We start from the raw sequence: 17234 nt of genomic DNA, 5'->3' as shown, positions 1-17234 counted from the left end.
CGCAAAAAGGAGAGATGTACCGTGAAAAAGGCTCTCTTGACCATATTGGCATTCATCATCGGATCCATCGTCGGACTGGTGCTTTCGGAATGGATCGGCATGCTCGGCTTCCTTCTGTGGGGAAAGTTCATCGGCATCAGATTTCTGGCGTTGCTGACGGGTGTTCTCTGCGCTCTGTTGGTTTACAGGCGCACCGGAAATCGGGAACACGAAGCAGCAACCTGATTCGGAGGGATGGAGCGTGATCCGCATGTGGTCCGGGCATGCACCGCGTATTTGCAATGAATCACTTTGGATCTTGGAGAAAAAGAGGTGATTGGAGATGACGAAGCCAACCGTTGACGCAAAGGGAAAGAGACGGCGAATTCGTTTCACGGCATTCCGCCTGGTGAAGCTGTTTTCCGCCTTTGCCCTGCTTCTTTCCGCCTGCGGTCCCCACATGCCGGAAGAGCATGATGTCACCGCGGGAGGGCATCACCCGTCGTCACACGGGAAAAAAACCGCAAATGCGGTGTCCTGTACCGATCTGAAAGAAAAACCCCAAGCGGGTGAACCGGTCAAAACCTTCCATTTGACGGCCAGAGCAGGCTCTTTGCAATTGGATTCGGGCAAAACGGTGGAAGACGCATGGATGTTTTACGGACCGGATCCGCAGCCGGAACTGCGTGTCCAGGAAGGCGATCGGGTCATCGTGCATGTGAAAAACGAAAACATCCGGGAAGGCGTCACCATTCACTGGCACGGCGTGATCCTCCCCTGCTCCCAGGACGGAGTGGCCGGAGTGACACAGGACGCGATTCGTCCGGGTGAGACCTTCACGTACGAATGGATTGCGCGTCATGCGGGAACCTATTGGTATCATTCCCACCAGCAAAGCTCTCTTCAAGCGAGAAAGGGCTTGATCGGCAAACTGGTGGTGGAACCGAAAAAGCCGACGTTTGCTTACGACAAAGACGTGACGGTCTTGCTGCAGGAGCTGGACGACGAACAGCTGGCCAATCTGGCCAACCGGCTTCACGTCCATGCCGATCCGGGGGAAACCGTCCGTCTGCGCGTCATCAACAGCCGGAACTCCACCGAGCGATTGACGGTCTCCGGGGCCCCGGTGAAGGTGGTGTCCATCGACGGAAATGATCTGATGAACCCCCCTCCGGTGGAAAAAGCCCGGATCCCCGTCGGTTCCGGGCAGCGGTTGGATCTGCTGGTGAACATGCCTGCGCAGGGAGCCGTCAAGATCACCGGTGGCGAAAAGAAAGAGTCGGTGGTGCTGGGCCGGGGCCCGGAACCTCCCGCATCCGACGGCAACCGTTGGCCGGAACTGGATCTGACCCGGTATGCCGCCTCCCGGTCTCCGCTTCCCGCGCCGAAATCGTTTGACCAGACGCACACCCTGGAGCTGGATTGGAGCTTTCCGCACCGGTTCACGATCAACGGAAAAGTGATGCATGAAATCCCGCCGATCGTCGTGAGGGAAGGAGAATGGATCCGGTTGCGCATCGTGGCCAAAGGCGGCGCCCCCCATCCGATGCATTTGCACGGACACCGCTTTGCCGTGCTGAGCAAGAACGGTGCTCCGCTTCCGCATCCGCTGGTGATGGACACCGTCAACGTGAATCAGGACGAAAGCTATGAAATCGCCTTCCTGGCGGACAATCCCGGCTTGTGGATGATCCATTGCCACAACCTGACTCACGCCTATCTCGGGATGTCCATGATGATCAACTACGAAGGGGTAACCACCCCGCATCGGATCGGCACCAAATCGGGCAATCACCCGGATTGAACGGCATTCATACAAACCGCAAACCCCTGCCATTTCATCATTCTTGGCAGGGGTTTGCGGTTTCCGAAGCCTGTTTGCCGGAAACGGTTTCAGACTCGCTCCTCACTGTTATTCCCTTGAAACCGTTTCCGGTTCCCCAACCATGCAAGCAGCCTCAAGTGTACATGCTCCCAAAGAACGAAAGCATCGGGAATAGATTGGATGGGCCGTCTACTCCAGGCTCGCCGGATCAAACGGGGGAACCAGTCCTTCCTTCGCCGCGCGGGTCAGCAGGGTGCCGATGGCGTCCCTGCCGCCGTCCCCGAGGTTGGCGGAGTACTCATTCACATACAGGCGAATATGGGCTTTTGCCACCTCAGGGTCCATCTCCTGGGCATGCTTCAGGATGTATTCCATGGAAGCTTCCGGATGTGTCCAGGCATGATCGAGCGAGGCGCGAATCCAGCCTGCGATGGTCTCACGGTCCAACGTCCGCCGGGCAATGATCGCCCCCAACGGAATCGGCAGCCCGGTGTCCGCTTCCCACCATTCACCCAGGTCCACCAACATGTGAAGCCCGTATTGCGGATAGGTGAAACGGGCCTCGTGGATCACCAGCCCGGCATCCACCCGACCTTCTTTCACGGCCGGCATGATTTCGTGGAACGGCATCACCGTGATTTCACCCACACCACCGGAAACATGTCCGGACGTCCACAATCGGAACAGCAAATACGCCGTGGACCGCTCGCTCGGAATGGCCACCCGTTTCCCGGACAGATCGGCCGGTATGACCGGTTCACGGGTCAGGATGAGCGGCCCGCACCCTTTGCCCAATGCACCGCCGCACGGCACCAGTGCATACCGGTCCAACACCCACGGCAAGGCCGCACAGGAAATTTTGAGCACATCGGGTCCGTCCGGCCGGGTGGCCAGCTCATTGGTCACATCGATATCCGCGTAGGTGACCTCCAATTTCGGCGCCCCGGGCACCAAGCCGTGCACCCAGGCGTGAAAAATGAACGTGTCATTGGGACAAGGGGAAAACGCGATCTTCATCATCCTGTCATCTCCCTGATCACTGCACTCGCTTGCGTCAATTTCTCCAGAGCTTCGGCCATTTTCCACAACGATTTGTCCCGCGGCCCCACCGGATTGGACACGGACCGCAGCTCCAGCGCCGGAACGCCGAACGCCCGTGCGGCCAGCGCCACACCGAATCCTTCCATCGCTTCGGCCACCGCATTCGGATTCCTCCGGACCAGCCTGTCCGCCGATTCCGCCGTCCCCGTGACCGTTGAGACCGTCAGCACCTGTCCCATCGTCACCGGGAGACCGGCTTTCCTCAAGGCTTCCGTCCATCTCCCGGCCCGATCACGGTCCACGGGGATCCGGCTGCTGCCAAAACCCAGCTCGTCCAACGAAAGAAACCCGTCCGGTGTTTCCGCTCCCAGATCCGCCGCGATGATTTCATCGGCCATCACCAGCGTTCCCACTTCGGCCCGACCGGCAAACCCGCCGGCGATCCCCATACAAACCACGAGGTCGAACGATTCGACAGACAAAGCCAAGGTCGTTCGAACGGCCGCTTCCGCCGGGCCCACTCCGGCCGCGATCACGGAAAAACGCGGATCATCCTCCAACCCGCGCAGCACGGCTTCCCGTTCGGCATCGACGGCGGTGACGATGAGAACGCGGGGTTGGCCGTCGGATTGCATGTCCTGTCGGTTCATGGGCCCCACCCCTCGCGCAACATGATTTTCCGTTTACGTGTGACCACCCGTCCAGTATATCACGACCGGGAAGCCTTGTCCGTCACCAGTCGATCACCCGGTAATCTTTGAGAAACACGCCCGTCCACGGACGCTCCGCATCTTTCCCTTCATAAACCGGATCACAGACGCGTGCCGCGGCGTCTTCCATGGTCAAGGGAGGAAGAATGTTTTTGTCCGGAACCTGGTTGGACACCCATCCCGGATCGACGCTGGTGATGAAGATCCGATCCCGTTTGTATTCCCGTGCCATGGTGAGGGTCATCATGTTGAGCGATGCTTTGGCCATGTTGGTGTGAACATGATACCGACCCTTCCGTTTCATGTTGAACTTGCCTTCCATTGCCGACACGTTGACGACAAACCGGTTTCGGTGCGGGCTCCTCATCATGGCCGGTTTCAGACGGGTATTGAGCAAAAACGGAGCCGTCACGTTGATCAACTGCACTTCCAGCATCTCCATGAGGGAGATCTGTTCCGGGCGGGCATACCAGGCATGGACATCGGTTCCACGATAAGGCAAAACACCGGACTCCAACGAGGACGGCAAGACGGCAAGCGCTCCGCCACTCCCTTCCCTGTCCTCTTTCTGCACGTTCGGAGCCGGAAAATCGGATGCCATCAGCGCCGGAACACCGCTTGCGGCAAGTTGCTTCCTCATCGCCTCTTCCCCGGCGGCCAAGGCTCTGTATTCTTCTTCCGGCATGCGCACCGTTTGGGCGGCGTTGTTGATGATCACATCCAACCACGGAAGCTCCCGGTCCAGAGCAAGAGCAAACTGCTCCACCCGGTCGATTTGCCGGAAATCCAGACCATGGATGCGAAGCCGGTCCTGCCACTGGTGAGCATCCGGTTCTTGCAGATAACGGCGGGCGGCATCATGGGGAAAACGGGTGGTCACGATGACCCGTGCGCCATCCCTGAGCAACCGGAGCGCGGTGTGGTACCCGATTTTGGTCCGCCCGCCGGTCACCAGAGCGATCCATCCCTCCAAATCATGCCGTGCATCCCGCTTCGATGCATTGAACTCCCCGCATTCCACGCACAACTTGGAATACTCCGGATGCGCTTCATCCAGCGGGGTCTTGCAAACATAACACTTGATTTTCGGCGATTGTTGCTTTTCTTCCATAAAAACATTCCTTTTCAATATCAATATCTGTTCAACCTGTTTACAAATATATCAGGATTTGATAATATATTCACGCACGGTAGTTCAATCAGAATACCCGCCTTTCCCGCGGGAGATGGAGGTACCCAATCCTCCCCGTGCGTTGCGGTCGCTTAATCAAAGCGTCACCTTGGCAGGGTGGAGATGAAGGTAACCAATCCTTCCCGCAACCGGAACAAGGCGCCGCTTGGCCAAAGCGGAGCCTTGTTCTTTTTTTTGCAGGTTCATCGGAACGTTTCCCGGAACAAAGTGAGCAACCGCTCCAGTTCTTGAATCGGTTGCGGATGGTCATCCACGCGAAGGTCGATGTACCGGTCATTCCAGCCACCGTAGCCGCCGCTTTGCCTCACCACCAGAAGCGCCGCCGATTGCATCCCTCTTCGGTCTCCACCCGCCGCCTGCCCGGCCGCCAGCGCTTTCACCAGCCGCTCGGGCAACAACCCGTCCGTTCCCCGGAACTCCCTTGCCATTTCTTTCACCACATCTTCTCCCGCCAGAATGTTTCCCTGACAGGCAAATCCCGGTCCCGCGATCCCTCCCGCCCATTCATGACAGCCGGAACCCGTGTACGTGGCACTTCTCCCCATCGCATCCACGATGCCCACTTGGCGAAGACCAGTCTCCGGATCTTCTTTCAGAAGCAGTTCCAGCACCGTCCGGGGATCTTTCCCTTCTTGCAGCAACGCCAGTCCTTGCGGGCCGAATCGCGGATTGGCGTACGATTGGGTGGCGATGGCTCCCACCCCCGCTTTGGCCCAAGGCACCACCGCCCCCACGGCCAGGAACCGGGACTGGACGGCGATCCCCAGTTCCCCGGTAACGGGATCGACAGCAACGATGGAATAAGTGGAGACGGGAAGCCATGAAGAACGCTCGGTTGACACGGTGATTCATCTCCTTTTCGTACCTTTTTTCTGTTCCGGAAGCCAATATCCTTTTCAAAAATAAAGAACCCCGCCCGAACAGGCGAGGCAAGCCATTGACATGTTCCAAAACGGAATCCCCGTCATCCTTCACACAACAACACGCTCTCATGATACGCACGGACATGTTGACTCCAGTGCCGAAGGGCCATCTCCCACTCCGCGGCAACCCGGGGGTCATCTTCCAGCAGCGCGAGCGGAACGCAGAGATTGAGGATTCGCCCTTCCACGCGGAACCGGGTGACACCGGCCGGCAACACGTCCCCCCGATTCACCGTTTCCACCAGATCTTCCGGCGTCCGGACGGGATGACGGATCCAAACAAATTCCGACTCAACCGGGTTCGCCGGAAATTGAGTGAGACGACACACCGGAAAGCGGCGGGAATAAGCGGACACCAGCTGATGCCAACGCTCCAGCGGAATCCGGTCATCGTGCTCGACATCCTGATCCAACCGGATGGTGAACCGTTGTCCCCGCCGCATCCAGGTCACGCTCCACCGTCCGTCTCCGGCAGGCGTTTCGTCACCGGTGAGAACCCGCAATCCCGATGCCCGGACCCACTCGTCCAGCCAATCCCCGTCCGGAACCTGGTGGATCCATGAAGAAAGTGTCAGGGCTTCGAAAGTGAGTACTTGCACGGGAGCGAACGCACATCCAAGCTTTTTCAGGGACTCCAACCGGTGAGCACCGTCCACCACCATCCAACCGCCACCGATATCCAGAGCCAAGACCGGATGACGAAGCATGCCGTCTCTCCGGATGTCGGCCGCCGTCTTTTCCAGGCGACACGGTTCGTGAGCTTCGTGCAACCGGAGCTCTTCGGTCCGGATCCGTTTCAATGACTCAGACAGATTCACGGTCTGCTTCCCTCCGTTCCACCGGAAGCCAGACGTGGTCCGGATGAGGATGGCTGAGAAAATCATGATGCGAAATGGCCCATCCGTAGGCACCGGCATATTGGAAAACGATCAGGTCGCCGATCCGCAGGCGCCCGACCGGCACGTTCCTCGCCAGCGTATCTTTCGGAGTGCACAGCTGCCCCACCACGGTGACGGGCTCTTCCCTGATTTCTTTGCGAGGGAACGGACGGTTCCACTTCTCGACCGGCACCACCTCAAACGGGTGATTGTGTTGCCAGGAAGCGGGCAGCCGGAAATGGTGGGTGCCTCCCCGAATGATCGCAAACGTTTCCCCGTGGTTCGATTTGAGATCGATGACTTCCGTTGCGTACACGCCGCAGGAAGCGGTGAGGAACCGGCCGCACTCAAACATGAGGGTCCAGGTTTCCGGAAGTTCCCGCTCAATGAGCTCACCCAAACCGGAGCAAAAGGTCGCCCAATCGAATTGGTTGTCAAGCTCGCGGTAATTGACCCCGATGCCGCCGCCGGCATTCAACCGGGTGAGCGCCAGACCATGCTCCTTCGCCCACCTCTTCGCTTTGCTCATGTAGTGACGGATCACCTGCAAATGCGTCTCTTCCTGCAGGTGATTGGACACCGAGTGAAAATGGAATCCTTCCAGCCGCACCCGCCGAAAGCGTTTCAGTTCTTCCAGCACGGTCGGCACGTCCCGCTCGTCGATGCCGAAAGCGGTGGGCCGACCGGCCATGTGCAAGGTGGCTCCTGCCGGAAACGGGCCGGCCAGGTTGACCCGAAGCAGCACCCGGACTTCTCCGTCAAGTTTCTGGGCGAGATGGGCCAAACGACGGAGCTCGTGCAAACTCTCCGCATGAATCAGGGAGACCCGCATGCGGATCGCTTTTTCCAGTTCCTCGTCCGTCTTGCCGGGACCCCCGAAAATGACCGGGATGGTTTCCCCCGCTTCCCGCGCCTTTCGGATCTCCCCGCCGGAAGCCACTTCAAAGCCGTGAACGAGGGGAGCCAGCGTTTCAAGGACGGGACGCTCGGAATTGGCTTTCATGGCGTAATACATTTCGCAGCGTTCCGGCAACAGCTCCATGACCTTTCGCACGTGCCGGTGCAGATGGTCCAGGTCGTAGACAAACGCGCAAACCGGCCCTTCCTGATTCCGGAAGCGGCTGATGACGGCTTCAGTCAGTCGCTTGTTCATGTCCGATCACCGTGATTTCCGAAAGATTCTGTTCCAAATGGGCTTTCATCGCCCGATAAGCGATTCCGCGGTCATCTCCCAGAACAAACACACGCACACCCCGGTTCCACCACATGCTCATTTGTTCGCGGTTTCTGGGGATGGCGCAGAACGGCACCCCCGCCCGGTCCGCCCGTTCCCACACGTGCGACAGGGCGTTTTTCACAAGCGGATGGTCCGTTTTCCACGGGACGCCGTATGAAGCGGAAAGGTCCGCCGCTCCCTCCAGCACGAAACTGATCCCGTCCACTTCGAGAATTTCATCGATGTTTTCCACGCCTTCCCGGTCCTCGATCATCGGGATGCACATCACTTCCCGGTTGGCCCTTTCCATCGCTTCCAACAACGGAATGCCGCCGAAGGCCGCATTCCGTCCGCCGTTCAGACTGCGTGTTCCTTTCGGTGGATAGAAACAGTTTTCTACCGCCTGTTCCACGTCTTCCCGCCCCCTCACATGAGGGATGACCACTCCCTGCGCGCCGGCATCCAGCACCTGGAGCAAAAGGGCCGGCGACCGCTCCGGAATGCGGACCAGCGGCGTGATCCCGAACGATTCCGCTGCCCGGATCATGTGTTGGAGGGTGTCCGGACTCATCAGGGTGTGTTCCATGTCCAGAATCACGAAATCATACCCGGCCGCTCCGATCATTTCCACGGTCAACGGAGAGGGATTGGAGCAGAACAGGCCGAATACCGGCTTTCCGTCCCGAATGGACTTCCAGGTCTTGTTCACGAACCTCATCGTCCTTCCCCCTCACACACCTTCGCCAGCGGATTGGGCACCGAGTGGACCCGCAGCTCCGTCTCCGGAAAAAGCCGGCGCTTGGTCAGCTGTTCCACCCGGATGGTGTCACCGAACACGTCAAACCATCGAAACCGCTCTTCAAATTCGGGAAAAGCGTTCCGGTATTCGCAGATCGCCTCCTCCGCCAGCTTCCAAAAGCTCTTCTCGTCAAGGCCGTACCGTTCGTCCAGGAACAGGGCCAACTCCCCCAGGTTGATGAAAAAGAAGGCATCCATCACGAAATCGCGAACCTCATCGATCCGGTCGGTTTCAATGAACGAATTTCGATTGACGCGGGCGTGAATCTCGGGCGTCTTGGCCAGCGGCGGGCATTTCTGCGGCTTGCTCAAGAAACGCCGGGAAAAACGGATGCCGTCGTGGAAATCTTTCAGCGCCAACCGGTGCGGCAAGCCGTCCTTGAGAACCAGCACCATGTTTTGAGCGTGTGATTCGAGTGCCACTCCGTGTGCCACCAGGAAGTGAAGAATCGGCCACACGCTGACGCGAAGAAGCCGCCGGACCCATTCTTCCAGTCCGACTTTCCCGACAAGCGGGTGGATGAACGGTTTGCCGTCCACATCGACGGCCGTGAGGATGTTGAACGGGACCGCCCGTTCACCGTCTTCCAGCAGCGGCTCCAGGCTTTCCCGCCAAATGCATCCGATCACGCCGTACACCTCGCTTTGAAACTCCTCGGGCACCGGCGGATCCCAGGAGATTCCGCCCACTTCCCGCAGAAGGATGAGCCGGAGATCATCGCGAAGAAACGGATCTTCCTTGACCAATCCGTCGAGCCAGTCGGACACGGGCGCGGCGTTGCGGACGGTGTGCGGGGCCAGAACGCGTCCGGTCGAGGTGTTCACGAGACTCATGGACAATTTGACCCATGGCTTGTGCGGAGAACTCAAATTGGTCAGGGTGCGGATCGATTGTTGCGCTCCGTATTCGTCCTCCGATTCCCTGATGAGCAGGATCTCCCGGGCGTGAAGCGAATCCTGCAGGCGGGGCAGAATGCTCGTCTTCCATTGCCACGGATGCACCGGAACCGGGACATAATCTTCCGGATCCAACCCCGATTCCCGGATTTTGCTCCGAAACATGGCGGAGACCGTTTCCCCCGCTTCCCGGAACAACCACTTTCTGACGTCAGGGATGGAACGGCTGAACGAGAGAATCGCATGTTTGCGGCTCACGGCCAGCCACACCGGCCGGACGGGGCGGGAAAATTCCGGTCCGAACCGAATGTTCTCTTCCATGTCAAACCCGATGCGCGATTTGTAGGAAGGATGATACGTATGTCCGTCCATCACATGTTGTTCCAGACGGGCAAACGGTTCATCTCCCAGCCGTTTGTTTTCTTTCCGCTTCACGTATTGGGCCACCGTGTCCTTGAACCAAGTCTCTTCCAGCTCATGGATGAAGCGGATCAGCCGTTCCCGGTCCACCCCCGAAAGCGGCGCGATTTCAAGCAGAAACTGCCGGATGGAAACGACTTCCCGCTCCTCTTCGCCACAACGACGCATCACCGCCTCATCCGTCAACCGGATCCGTCCGAACGTGAAGCACCGCCGCGCCCGGAAGGTATAAGTGACAGGCCGTCCTCCGGATTCCCCCTCCAGACGGAAGAGGGAGATTCCGTCGTTACCGACCGGCTCTTCCTGACAGGGAACGATGCCTTCATACACCATCGATTCCACCAACTGGCGAAAGATTCTTCTTCGCACGCGAACGGATTCTTCCGAGCGAATCGCCTGATCCGCCAGATCCAGCCACTCTCCGTTCATTCCGCTTTCACCTCTCCCGTTTCAACAGATTGGGCACACGAATGTAAACGGCATTGTCAGACCGATTCTGCAAGCGGCTCACCAGGTTGGCCTTTGCCGCAAGGGTCTCTTCCGTCAGCAATCGGTCGAACCACCCGGACCGGTGCGATGGGGTGCGGGAAAGGTGCCGTTCCAATCTCTCCCTCACCGCCATCCAGGCCGCGGACTCTTCCCAACCGCCGTAATATGCCAGCACATGGATCAAATGCCCGAGATGATTGGTGATCAGGTAGTACTGAAGCCGTTCCCAAGCCGTCCGCTCCTCATACAGCACGGGGCTGTTCACGGGGATCACCCCGCCGGTGATTTTCCGAATCTCCGGATGTTCCCGGTTGATACTGACTCCTTCCATGTCCCGCACATAAAAATGGGTCGGCCAGCCGTTCTCCAAATGAATCAGGGAATTCTGCACATGTGCCTCCAAACTGATTCCTGTCTCCGCAAACAGCTCAATCGCGGGGATGACCGCCACTTCCACATACGCTTCCAGCCACTTGGCCAATCCCTCTGCAAAAACGGGCCCGTCCGGCAGGTTCAGCGCTTCCCGGATCGCCGAAAACAGCGGAGGCTCCGAACGTCCCGGTGCACATTCCAGGAGAGCCGCCACCACCAGAGGGGCATGCCGGTTCCGGTCCGGATTTTCCCGGAACAGCACATTGGCGCTTGCCGCAGGAAAGACTTCACGATCCCGCGCATCGGGCGGGCAAATCTGAAGTGCCCCGGTCTCCGTCAACACCGTCAGGGATGGACAGGGCCATTGTCGCCGGAACTTCCGGATCACCCGGCTCGCATCCAGCGAACGTCGGATCTGCTCCGGGGTATTCTCCCGGACGAAATGCGTGATGCGCACATGAAGCGGAAGTTTCAGGGACCACGGCAGTTCCGGACTGAATACCGTCCGGACGGAAGACGTGGGAGAAACCAAGGGGCCGCCCTGCTTCAGGCGAACGATCGCTCCGTGTTCGAGCGCCTTTTGAAAGACCGCATCGCGCTCCAGATATCCGGCCTGCCACGGATGGATCGGAAACAGACGGTACCCCTTGGCGAGAAGAAGAGCCGCTTCCTCTCTCACATCCGCGGGGAACATCGCTTCATCGGCGGGGTTTTCCCCGTCCACCCGTTCCTCCCGAATCCATTCCGGATGCACCGCCACCCACACCAGCGGAAAGGAGGCCTCCATTTCCGGGGCGTATTGCTCCAGATCTTCCGGGCCGAACCCTTCGGAGCTCTTCGGGGTGGGATGGAACGGATGGCCGAACAGCAGACGCTGCTCCGCCCGGCGAGACCGCTCGCCGTCCGGAAGCATCATCCAGTCTTCGTCCTTCTTCTCGTCCGCTCTCCCCAGATACACCGCAGTCTTGTCGATGCTGTTTTCCATCTGGTGAAGCAATGCATCCCGCTGCTTCTCCTCCGATTCGTCCCGGATCTCGTCCAGCAACAGGACAGCCACCTGCTTCCACGACTCCGCGGGAACCGATTCCTCTCCTTCCCCGCTGACGGCGAATGCATCTTCATACCGGTGATGGCCGAACGGCGAGAAATGGGCAAACGTTCCGTGAATCCGTTTGTGCTGCCGGGGAAGAAGGATCGTAAACCGGCCCGATTTGCCCGCGGAGGCGTCCAGAGTCTCCTCCGTGCACAATCCGTCTCCCTTTTCTCTCAAATAGGTGTTCAACAACCGCTCCAGCGTCTGACGCTCCGCGATCCGGCGCCACTGCCGCCTCATGTTCCGCTCCTCCCCTTTCAACCTGTCTGTCCTTCCGACGTTTCTCCCGTGAACGCATGCACGGCAGGACAACTCCTCCCGCTGTCCGCCTGTGGGATCTTTCCGACAGCCACCCAAGCCGCTCCGACGATGAACAAACCGCCCATGACCATGAGCACCCATGGAGTGGAAAGGGTGACCAGACACGCGGAAGCCAGCAGCGATCCCTGGATTTGTCCTCCCGTCAGGCAGCTGTTGGCCAGTCCCACTCTCGTTCCGTGCAGGCGAGGATCCCCGCTGCGACAAATCTGGCAAAACACGGATGGGATCAGTGCGGAAAACAAAGCACCTTGCACCATTCTCAGCGGAACCAACCAACCCACGTCCGTCACCCATGCCTGGATCATGACGCTGATTCCGCAACCGAGTGCCGCCCAAACAAAGGAGACATGCACCGGCTTCGTGTCATTTCGTTTCCCCCACCACGGCGAAGCAACCATCACGGAGAGCCAAGTGACGGCTTGCAACAGCCCCACCCAAGTGGCCGCCATGGAAGAGTCTCCGGAAAGAGCCGCCACGTGAAGGGCGAATACCGCGGTAACGCCGTAAATCCCCGCCTGTGCGAACACGCCTCCGCAGAGAAACGCCCTTGTTTCGCGGTGGCGAACCAATGAAAGCCAAGCTTCTTTCAACGGGCGAACGGCGCTTTTTTCTTGAGACTCCCTCTGACGGACGATGTTCGTTTCCCGAAGAAAACATGCGGCGGTGACGGTCAAAACGCCCGTCAGTGCGGCCATGATGAAGAACAGACTGCGAAATCCCGCCAGGTCCGCCAGCATGCCCCCCATCAACGGCCCCAGCACCGAACCGGCCGCCGTGGCCGCATTCAGCCGGCCGAGCACCTGCCCTTTCCGTTCCGGCGGAGCTTCGGAACCGGCAAACGCGGCCGCCGCGTCCACCACCCCGCCGCACGCTCCCTGAAACAGCCGGCACAGCAAAAATTGCCAAGGGGACCGGCAAAATCCCATCAACGCCAGACTGATCACCAGTCCCCCCAATGCCCGAACCACCATCCACTTCCGGCCCCATTCATCCCCCAACCTCCCCCACAAGGGAGCACAGAACAACGAAGTGACGGCCGGAGCCGCCAAACAGACTCCCGTCCACCAGGCAGCCGCCTCTCCGCTTGTACCCGTCAACTCTTCGATGAACAGCGGCATGAGCGGCACCATGACCGTCAAACCGCTGATCGACACGAATTGACCCGTCCACAAAATGAGGAAATTGCGACGCCAGGTGTCCATGTCATCCGCTCCTCCGGAACGGGTTGGCGATCCGTCCCATGCCGGACGGCATGCTTCCTCCGCCCGTTCCCTGTCTCTTCAACAGGGGAGCAATGATTTCTTTCATGGGCCAATTCTCCGCCAGGAACAGCACCCTTCGGGCTTCTTGCGCCAGATCCGGCGATTCGATCCTCGCCAGCTCTTGACGCAGGATTTCCTCCACCGTCGACCAACCCTCGTCTCCGGTGAAATGACCTCCCTTTACGAACCCTTCCATCACGGACGCAACATTGACCTGGATGATCAGCGTCTGCAGATAGGCCATGAGCTCCTCCAGGGAAGGAAGCACCAGCGTGTTGCGGGTTCCCGGCTTGAGCACGTACGAAATTTCCGGAATTCCCGCCCGTTTCATCCATTCCGGGCAGATCCGCAGCGTGTCGTGATCCCGAATCAGCAGACGCTCCGGTTTCCCCCGCCGCATCAACAGCACCACATTTTGTCCGTGAAGTTCCGGCAGCACTCCGTATCGAATGAACGAACACGCCGTCCGGATCAACACACGGCAGACGCTCCCGAACAATTCCCGTCCATCTCCGTCCCCCTGTGACAGCAGAAACCGAAGAAGCGGAGCATCTCCTTTTTCGTCATGTACGGACAGGGCGGACATCGGCACGACCGTGTCCGCGGCAAACACTTCCCGCGGATACCGACGAATCAGGCAACCCAGATGACCCGATTTGTCCGCAAACAGGTCGCTCCCGGGTTCCAGAAACGTGGCCCAGCGGGATTCGTCACAGACGAGGAGATGTTCCGCCAACCACCCATCTTGGTGAATGATCTCCCGGATCAATCCCTGGGCGATCACCGCATTCCGCAGATAGCGGGGCGGCAGAATGCGCAATGCCCCCAGCGAGTAAATGCCGAGCGGCACCTTCACGTGAATGTCCGGACGGGTCAGACAGATCAGGCTCCGAACCGAAGATCCCGGCTGGAAACATCCCGTCGCACCGGCGACCGGCACGATGATGCCGTCTTCCAGCTCCGATTTGAACACCTTTGGAATCTCCCGTTTCATCTGCCAAGGATGCACGGGGATCAGGACAAATTCCCCGTCTTTCACCCCTTTCGCTGCCGCTTCGCTCCGCAATTTCGCCGCTTCTTCAGGGGTGAGAAGCAGTTCCGGCAAGTCGTCCACTCGGTCTTCACCCCTCGTCACGTGAGAGTTCCGGACGGCCACCCAATCCAGCCCGAACCTTTGTCCGAACTCCGGGCTGTACAAGCGGTATTCCTCCGCGTTCCACCCGTTTTTCACCCGGGACAGCGGATGAAACGGACGATCCCTGAGTGCGGCGAACCGCTCGCCTTCCTTCAGGCTGACGCCGGAGTCTTGTCGGAGACCGCCGTCCGCCTCACCGGACAGAACATGCTGCTCCACCGCGAGACGGAGCTCCTCGCACACTCCGTCCAGATTGGGCCAAGCTTCGCCGGAAGTCTCCGCGAGCAGCCGCATCAATGCGGGAGCGTCCAGCTCGCTCGGTTCCTCTCCGCTCCTGAGCAGCAGCACAGGCGGGCGGCTCATTTCCCAAGAACGGAAGCGAGGCTTTTTGCGCCCCCGAAACACCACTTCGCCGGCGAAACCGACCGCCACCCGCAACCACTGTTCCCCTTCGTCCAGCGGCAGGGAAAGCTCCCGGATCTCTCCGCAGACCCCGGCAGATTCCCGCATGCCGGCGAAATTTTCCTCCAGCAGCGCGTTCACCAGTTCGGTCAATACTTTCCGCCTTGCCCGATCCCGGTCGGCTTGTGTTCTCCGTTCCATGTCTCTCTCCTCTTTTCCGCGTCAATACAGGTCCAACCGTTTTCCGATCCGTGCTTCCAGCGCCTTCCGATAGATCTCTTCCGCGCAGGCGATGTCCTCGATGGCCATGCCCATGGGGTTGAGCAAAATGATCTCGTCTTCCGTTTCACGCCCGGGTTTGCGTCCGCTCACGATCTCGCCCAGCTCCGCGTGAAGTTGCTCCCGGGAGAACCGTCCTTCCAGCACCAGCCGGTGAATCACTTTTTTCTCCCGATTGGATTGATCCCAGTCATCCACGACCACCTTGTCCGCCTTCAGGAACACGTCCTTGTGGACGTCCATGATGGATACGTTGCTGATGAACGCCCCTTTGCGGATCCAGTCAAACGGAATGTAGGGTTCATCCGCCACGGTGCAGGTGATCACCGTTTCTCCCCGGCGGACCGCCGCTTCCGCCGATTCGGCCACCGTCACGGTGACTTCGGGGAATGTTTCACGCAATTCACCGGCCAACCGCTCCGCAGATCCGGGGTTCAGATCAAACAGGTGAATCTCCCGGATGTGCGGGAACTGTTCCAGCAGAGTGATCAATTGCATGCGGGCGATCACTCCGCACCCGACGCAGCCGACAACCCGAAAGCCTTTCCTGGCCAGATGCTTTGCGGCCACCGCCGTCACCGCGGCGGTCCGCATCCCGCTGATCAGGCTTCCTTCCATGACGGCGACGGGAAAGTTGGTCGTCGGGTCATTCAGGATGATGAGCGCGCTTGCCCGCGGAAGTCCCCGTTTTTGCGGGTTGTCGTGCTTGCTTCCGACCCATTTCAGCCCGGAGATGCCCGGATCTCCCAGATGGGCCGGCATGGCAATGATCCGGTCCGCGATATGGCCGCCCGTCTCCTTCGTGCGCAGATACGGTTTGAGCGGCTGCACAAAGCGTCCTTCGGCATGCAGTTGCAACGCCCGTTCAATCGCCTCGACGTACAGGTCGGAACGGTCCCCTCCCAGCGACACGATATCCGATTGCGACAGATACAGGATTTGCGGCCGTTTTTCCGCTTTCATTTCTCTTCCTCCCGTTTCGGCAGTTGTTCCACCCAGTCATCGTTGTATACCAAATCCAGATACCGGTCTCCGCGGTCCGGAAACAGCGTGACGATCCGACACGGCTTCGGAAGGGAGGGAATCAGCTTCCGGATGGCCGTGACCACCGCCCCCGACGAACCTCCGGCAAAGATCCCTTCGCGGGCCAACAGATCGTGGCATCCCTGCACCGCTTCCCGATCGCTCACGTAAATGACCTCGTCGATTTCCTCCCGGCTGAGAATCTCGGGCACCCGGCTCGCTCCCATTCCCGGAATTTCCCGTCGCCCCGGCTTCCCTCCGAAAATCACCGAACCGACCACATCCACCGCCACGGTTTTCAGCCCGGGCCACGTTTCGCGCAGCCTTCTGGCACATCCGAGAAGGCTTCCGCTCGTACTGACCGCCGCCACCAGCACATCGGGTTTCCCCGGCAATTGCTCCGTCATTTCACGGCCCGTTCCGTGATAATGCGCCTGCCAATTCCGCTCATTGGCATATTGGTTCAGCCAGACCGAACCGGGAATCTCCCTCAGAATCTCCTTCACCCGCCGGATCCTGGTATGGAGATAACCGCCGTGCTCATCCTTCTTCGTCACCAGATCCACCGATGCTCCCAGTTTCTTCAGGATTCGGACATTGGCCGGAGACGTTTTCGGATCGATCACACACGTGAACTTCAATCCGTACACGCGGGCGATCATGGCGATGGCGATTCCCAGATTTCCCGAACTGCTCTCAATGAGATGGGAACCCGGCCGGATCGTCCCGTCCTTCAAGCTCTCCAGGATCATGTGCCGGGCCGTCCGGTCCTTCATGCTGCCGCCGGGATTCATGTACTCCAGCTTGGCGTAAACCTCCACGCCGTCCGCGCCGAACAGACGGTTCAGACGGACCATCGGCGTGTTTCCCACGCAGTCAACCACGGAATCCGGAACGGTTCGCCGCAACATGTCTTCGGCAGAGACCGACATCCGCTTCGCCTCCTGCAGATAATGAGAATCATTATCATCCGTTTTCC

General features: G+C 59.3%; 14 protein-coding genes and 1 pseudogene. 2 read left to right on the top strand and 13 right to left on the bottom strand.

Annotation, left to right across the window (positions count from 1 at the left end; translation table 11 throughout):
* Positions 1–21: 21 nt before the first annotated feature.
* Positions 22–225: a DUF5957 family protein gene (locus EG886_RS04615; protein WP_124727041.1), complete on the top strand. Its 204-nt coding sequence runs from the start codon at positions 22–24 to the stop codon at positions 223–225.
* A 97-nt stretch (positions 226–322) separates the two neighbouring features.
* On the top strand, positions 323–1783 hold the full coding sequence (locus tag EG886_RS04610; protein ID WP_124727040.1) for a multicopper oxidase family protein: 1461 nt from the start codon (positions 323–325) through the stop codon (positions 1781–1783).
* Between the two features lie 210 nt (positions 1784–1993).
* Here EG886_RS04610 and EG886_RS04605 read toward each other — a convergent pair whose 3' ends face one another.
* From EG886_RS04605 to sbnA, 13 genes and pseudogenes are all read right to left on the bottom strand, one after another.
* Positions 1994–2821, bottom strand: a complete 828-nt coding sequence (locus EG886_RS04605) for a 1,4-dihydroxy-6-naphtoate synthase (RefSeq protein WP_124728660.1) — start codon at positions 2819–2821, stop codon at positions 1994–1996.
* Entirely contained in the window at positions 2821–3495 is a 675-nt protein-coding gene (locus tag EG886_RS04600; RefSeq protein WP_124727039.1) for a futalosine hydrolase, read from the bottom strand. The genes EG886_RS04605 and EG886_RS04600 overlap by 1 nt, the downstream gene beginning before the upstream one ends.
* An 82-nt stretch (positions 3496–3577) precedes the next feature.
* The gene (locus EG886_RS04595; RefSeq protein ID WP_124727038.1) at positions 3578–4666 is read right to left on the bottom strand and encodes an SDR family NAD(P)-dependent oxidoreductase; all 1089 of its coding nucleotides are present in this window, start codon (positions 4664–4666) and stop codon (positions 3578–3580) included.
* Positions 4667–4950: 284 nt separating this feature from the next.
* Positions 4951–5589 (bottom strand): annotated as a pseudogene (locus EG886_RS04590) (DUF1028 domain-containing protein); the annotation flags it as partial.
* Positions 5590–5711: 122 nt separating this feature from the next.
* Positions 5712–6488, bottom strand: a complete 777-nt coding sequence (locus tag EG886_RS04585; RefSeq protein WP_164491651.1) for a ParB N-terminal domain-containing protein — start codon at positions 6486–6488, stop codon at positions 5712–5714.
* Entirely contained in the window at positions 6475–7701 is a 1227-nt protein-coding gene (locus EG886_RS04580; RefSeq protein WP_124727035.1) for a type III PLP-dependent enzyme, read from the bottom strand. Before EG886_RS04580 ends, EG886_RS04585 begins: the two co-directional genes overlap by 14 nt.
* Positions 7682–8482 (bottom strand): HpcH/HpaI aldolase family protein, encoded by an 801-nt coding sequence (locus EG886_RS04575; RefSeq protein ID WP_124727034.1) that lies wholly within the window; start codon positions 8480–8482, stop codon positions 7682–7684. The genes EG886_RS04580 and EG886_RS04575 overlap by 20 nt, the downstream gene beginning before the upstream one ends.
* Positions 8479–10308 (bottom strand): IucA/IucC family protein, encoded by a 1830-nt coding sequence (locus EG886_RS04570; RefSeq protein ID WP_124727033.1) that lies wholly within the window; start codon positions 10306–10308, stop codon positions 8479–8481. Before EG886_RS04570 ends, EG886_RS04575 begins: the two co-directional genes overlap by 4 nt.
* Before the next feature lie 7 nt (positions 10309–10315).
* Positions 10316–12073, bottom strand: a complete 1758-nt coding sequence (locus EG886_RS04565) for an IucA/IucC family protein (RefSeq protein WP_164491650.1) — start codon at positions 12071–12073, stop codon at positions 10316–10318.
* 17 nt (positions 12074–12090) lie between these two features.
* Positions 12091–13356, bottom strand: a complete 1266-nt coding sequence (locus EG886_RS04560) for an MFS transporter (protein ID WP_124727031.1) — start codon at positions 13354–13356, stop codon at positions 12091–12093.
* Between the two features lies 1 nt (position 13357).
* Entirely contained in the window at positions 13358–15154 is a 1797-nt protein-coding gene (locus EG886_RS04555) for an IucA/IucC family protein (RefSeq protein ID WP_124727030.1), read from the bottom strand.
* 21 nt (positions 15155–15175) lie between these two features.
* Positions 15176–16195, bottom strand: a complete 1020-nt coding sequence (gene sbnB, locus EG886_RS04550; RefSeq protein ID WP_124727029.1) for a 2,3-diaminopropionate biosynthesis protein SbnB — start codon at positions 16193–16195, stop codon at positions 15176–15178.
* Complete coding sequence (sbnA, locus tag EG886_RS04545; RefSeq protein WP_277423829.1) at positions 16192–17187, bottom strand: 2,3-diaminopropionate biosynthesis protein SbnA; 996 nt, start codon at positions 17185–17187, stop codon at positions 16192–16194. The genes sbnB and sbnA overlap by 4 nt, the downstream gene beginning before the upstream one ends.
* Positions 17188–17234 lie beyond the last annotated feature (47 nt).

It is taken from the genome of Staphylospora marina (assembly GCF_003856495.1).
In the GTDB taxonomy this organism is placed as follows: Bacteria; Bacillota; Bacilli; order Thermoactinomycetales; family Thermoactinomycetaceae; genus Staphylospora; species Staphylospora marina.
This window is presented reverse-complemented; position numbering and strand designations above follow the sequence as displayed.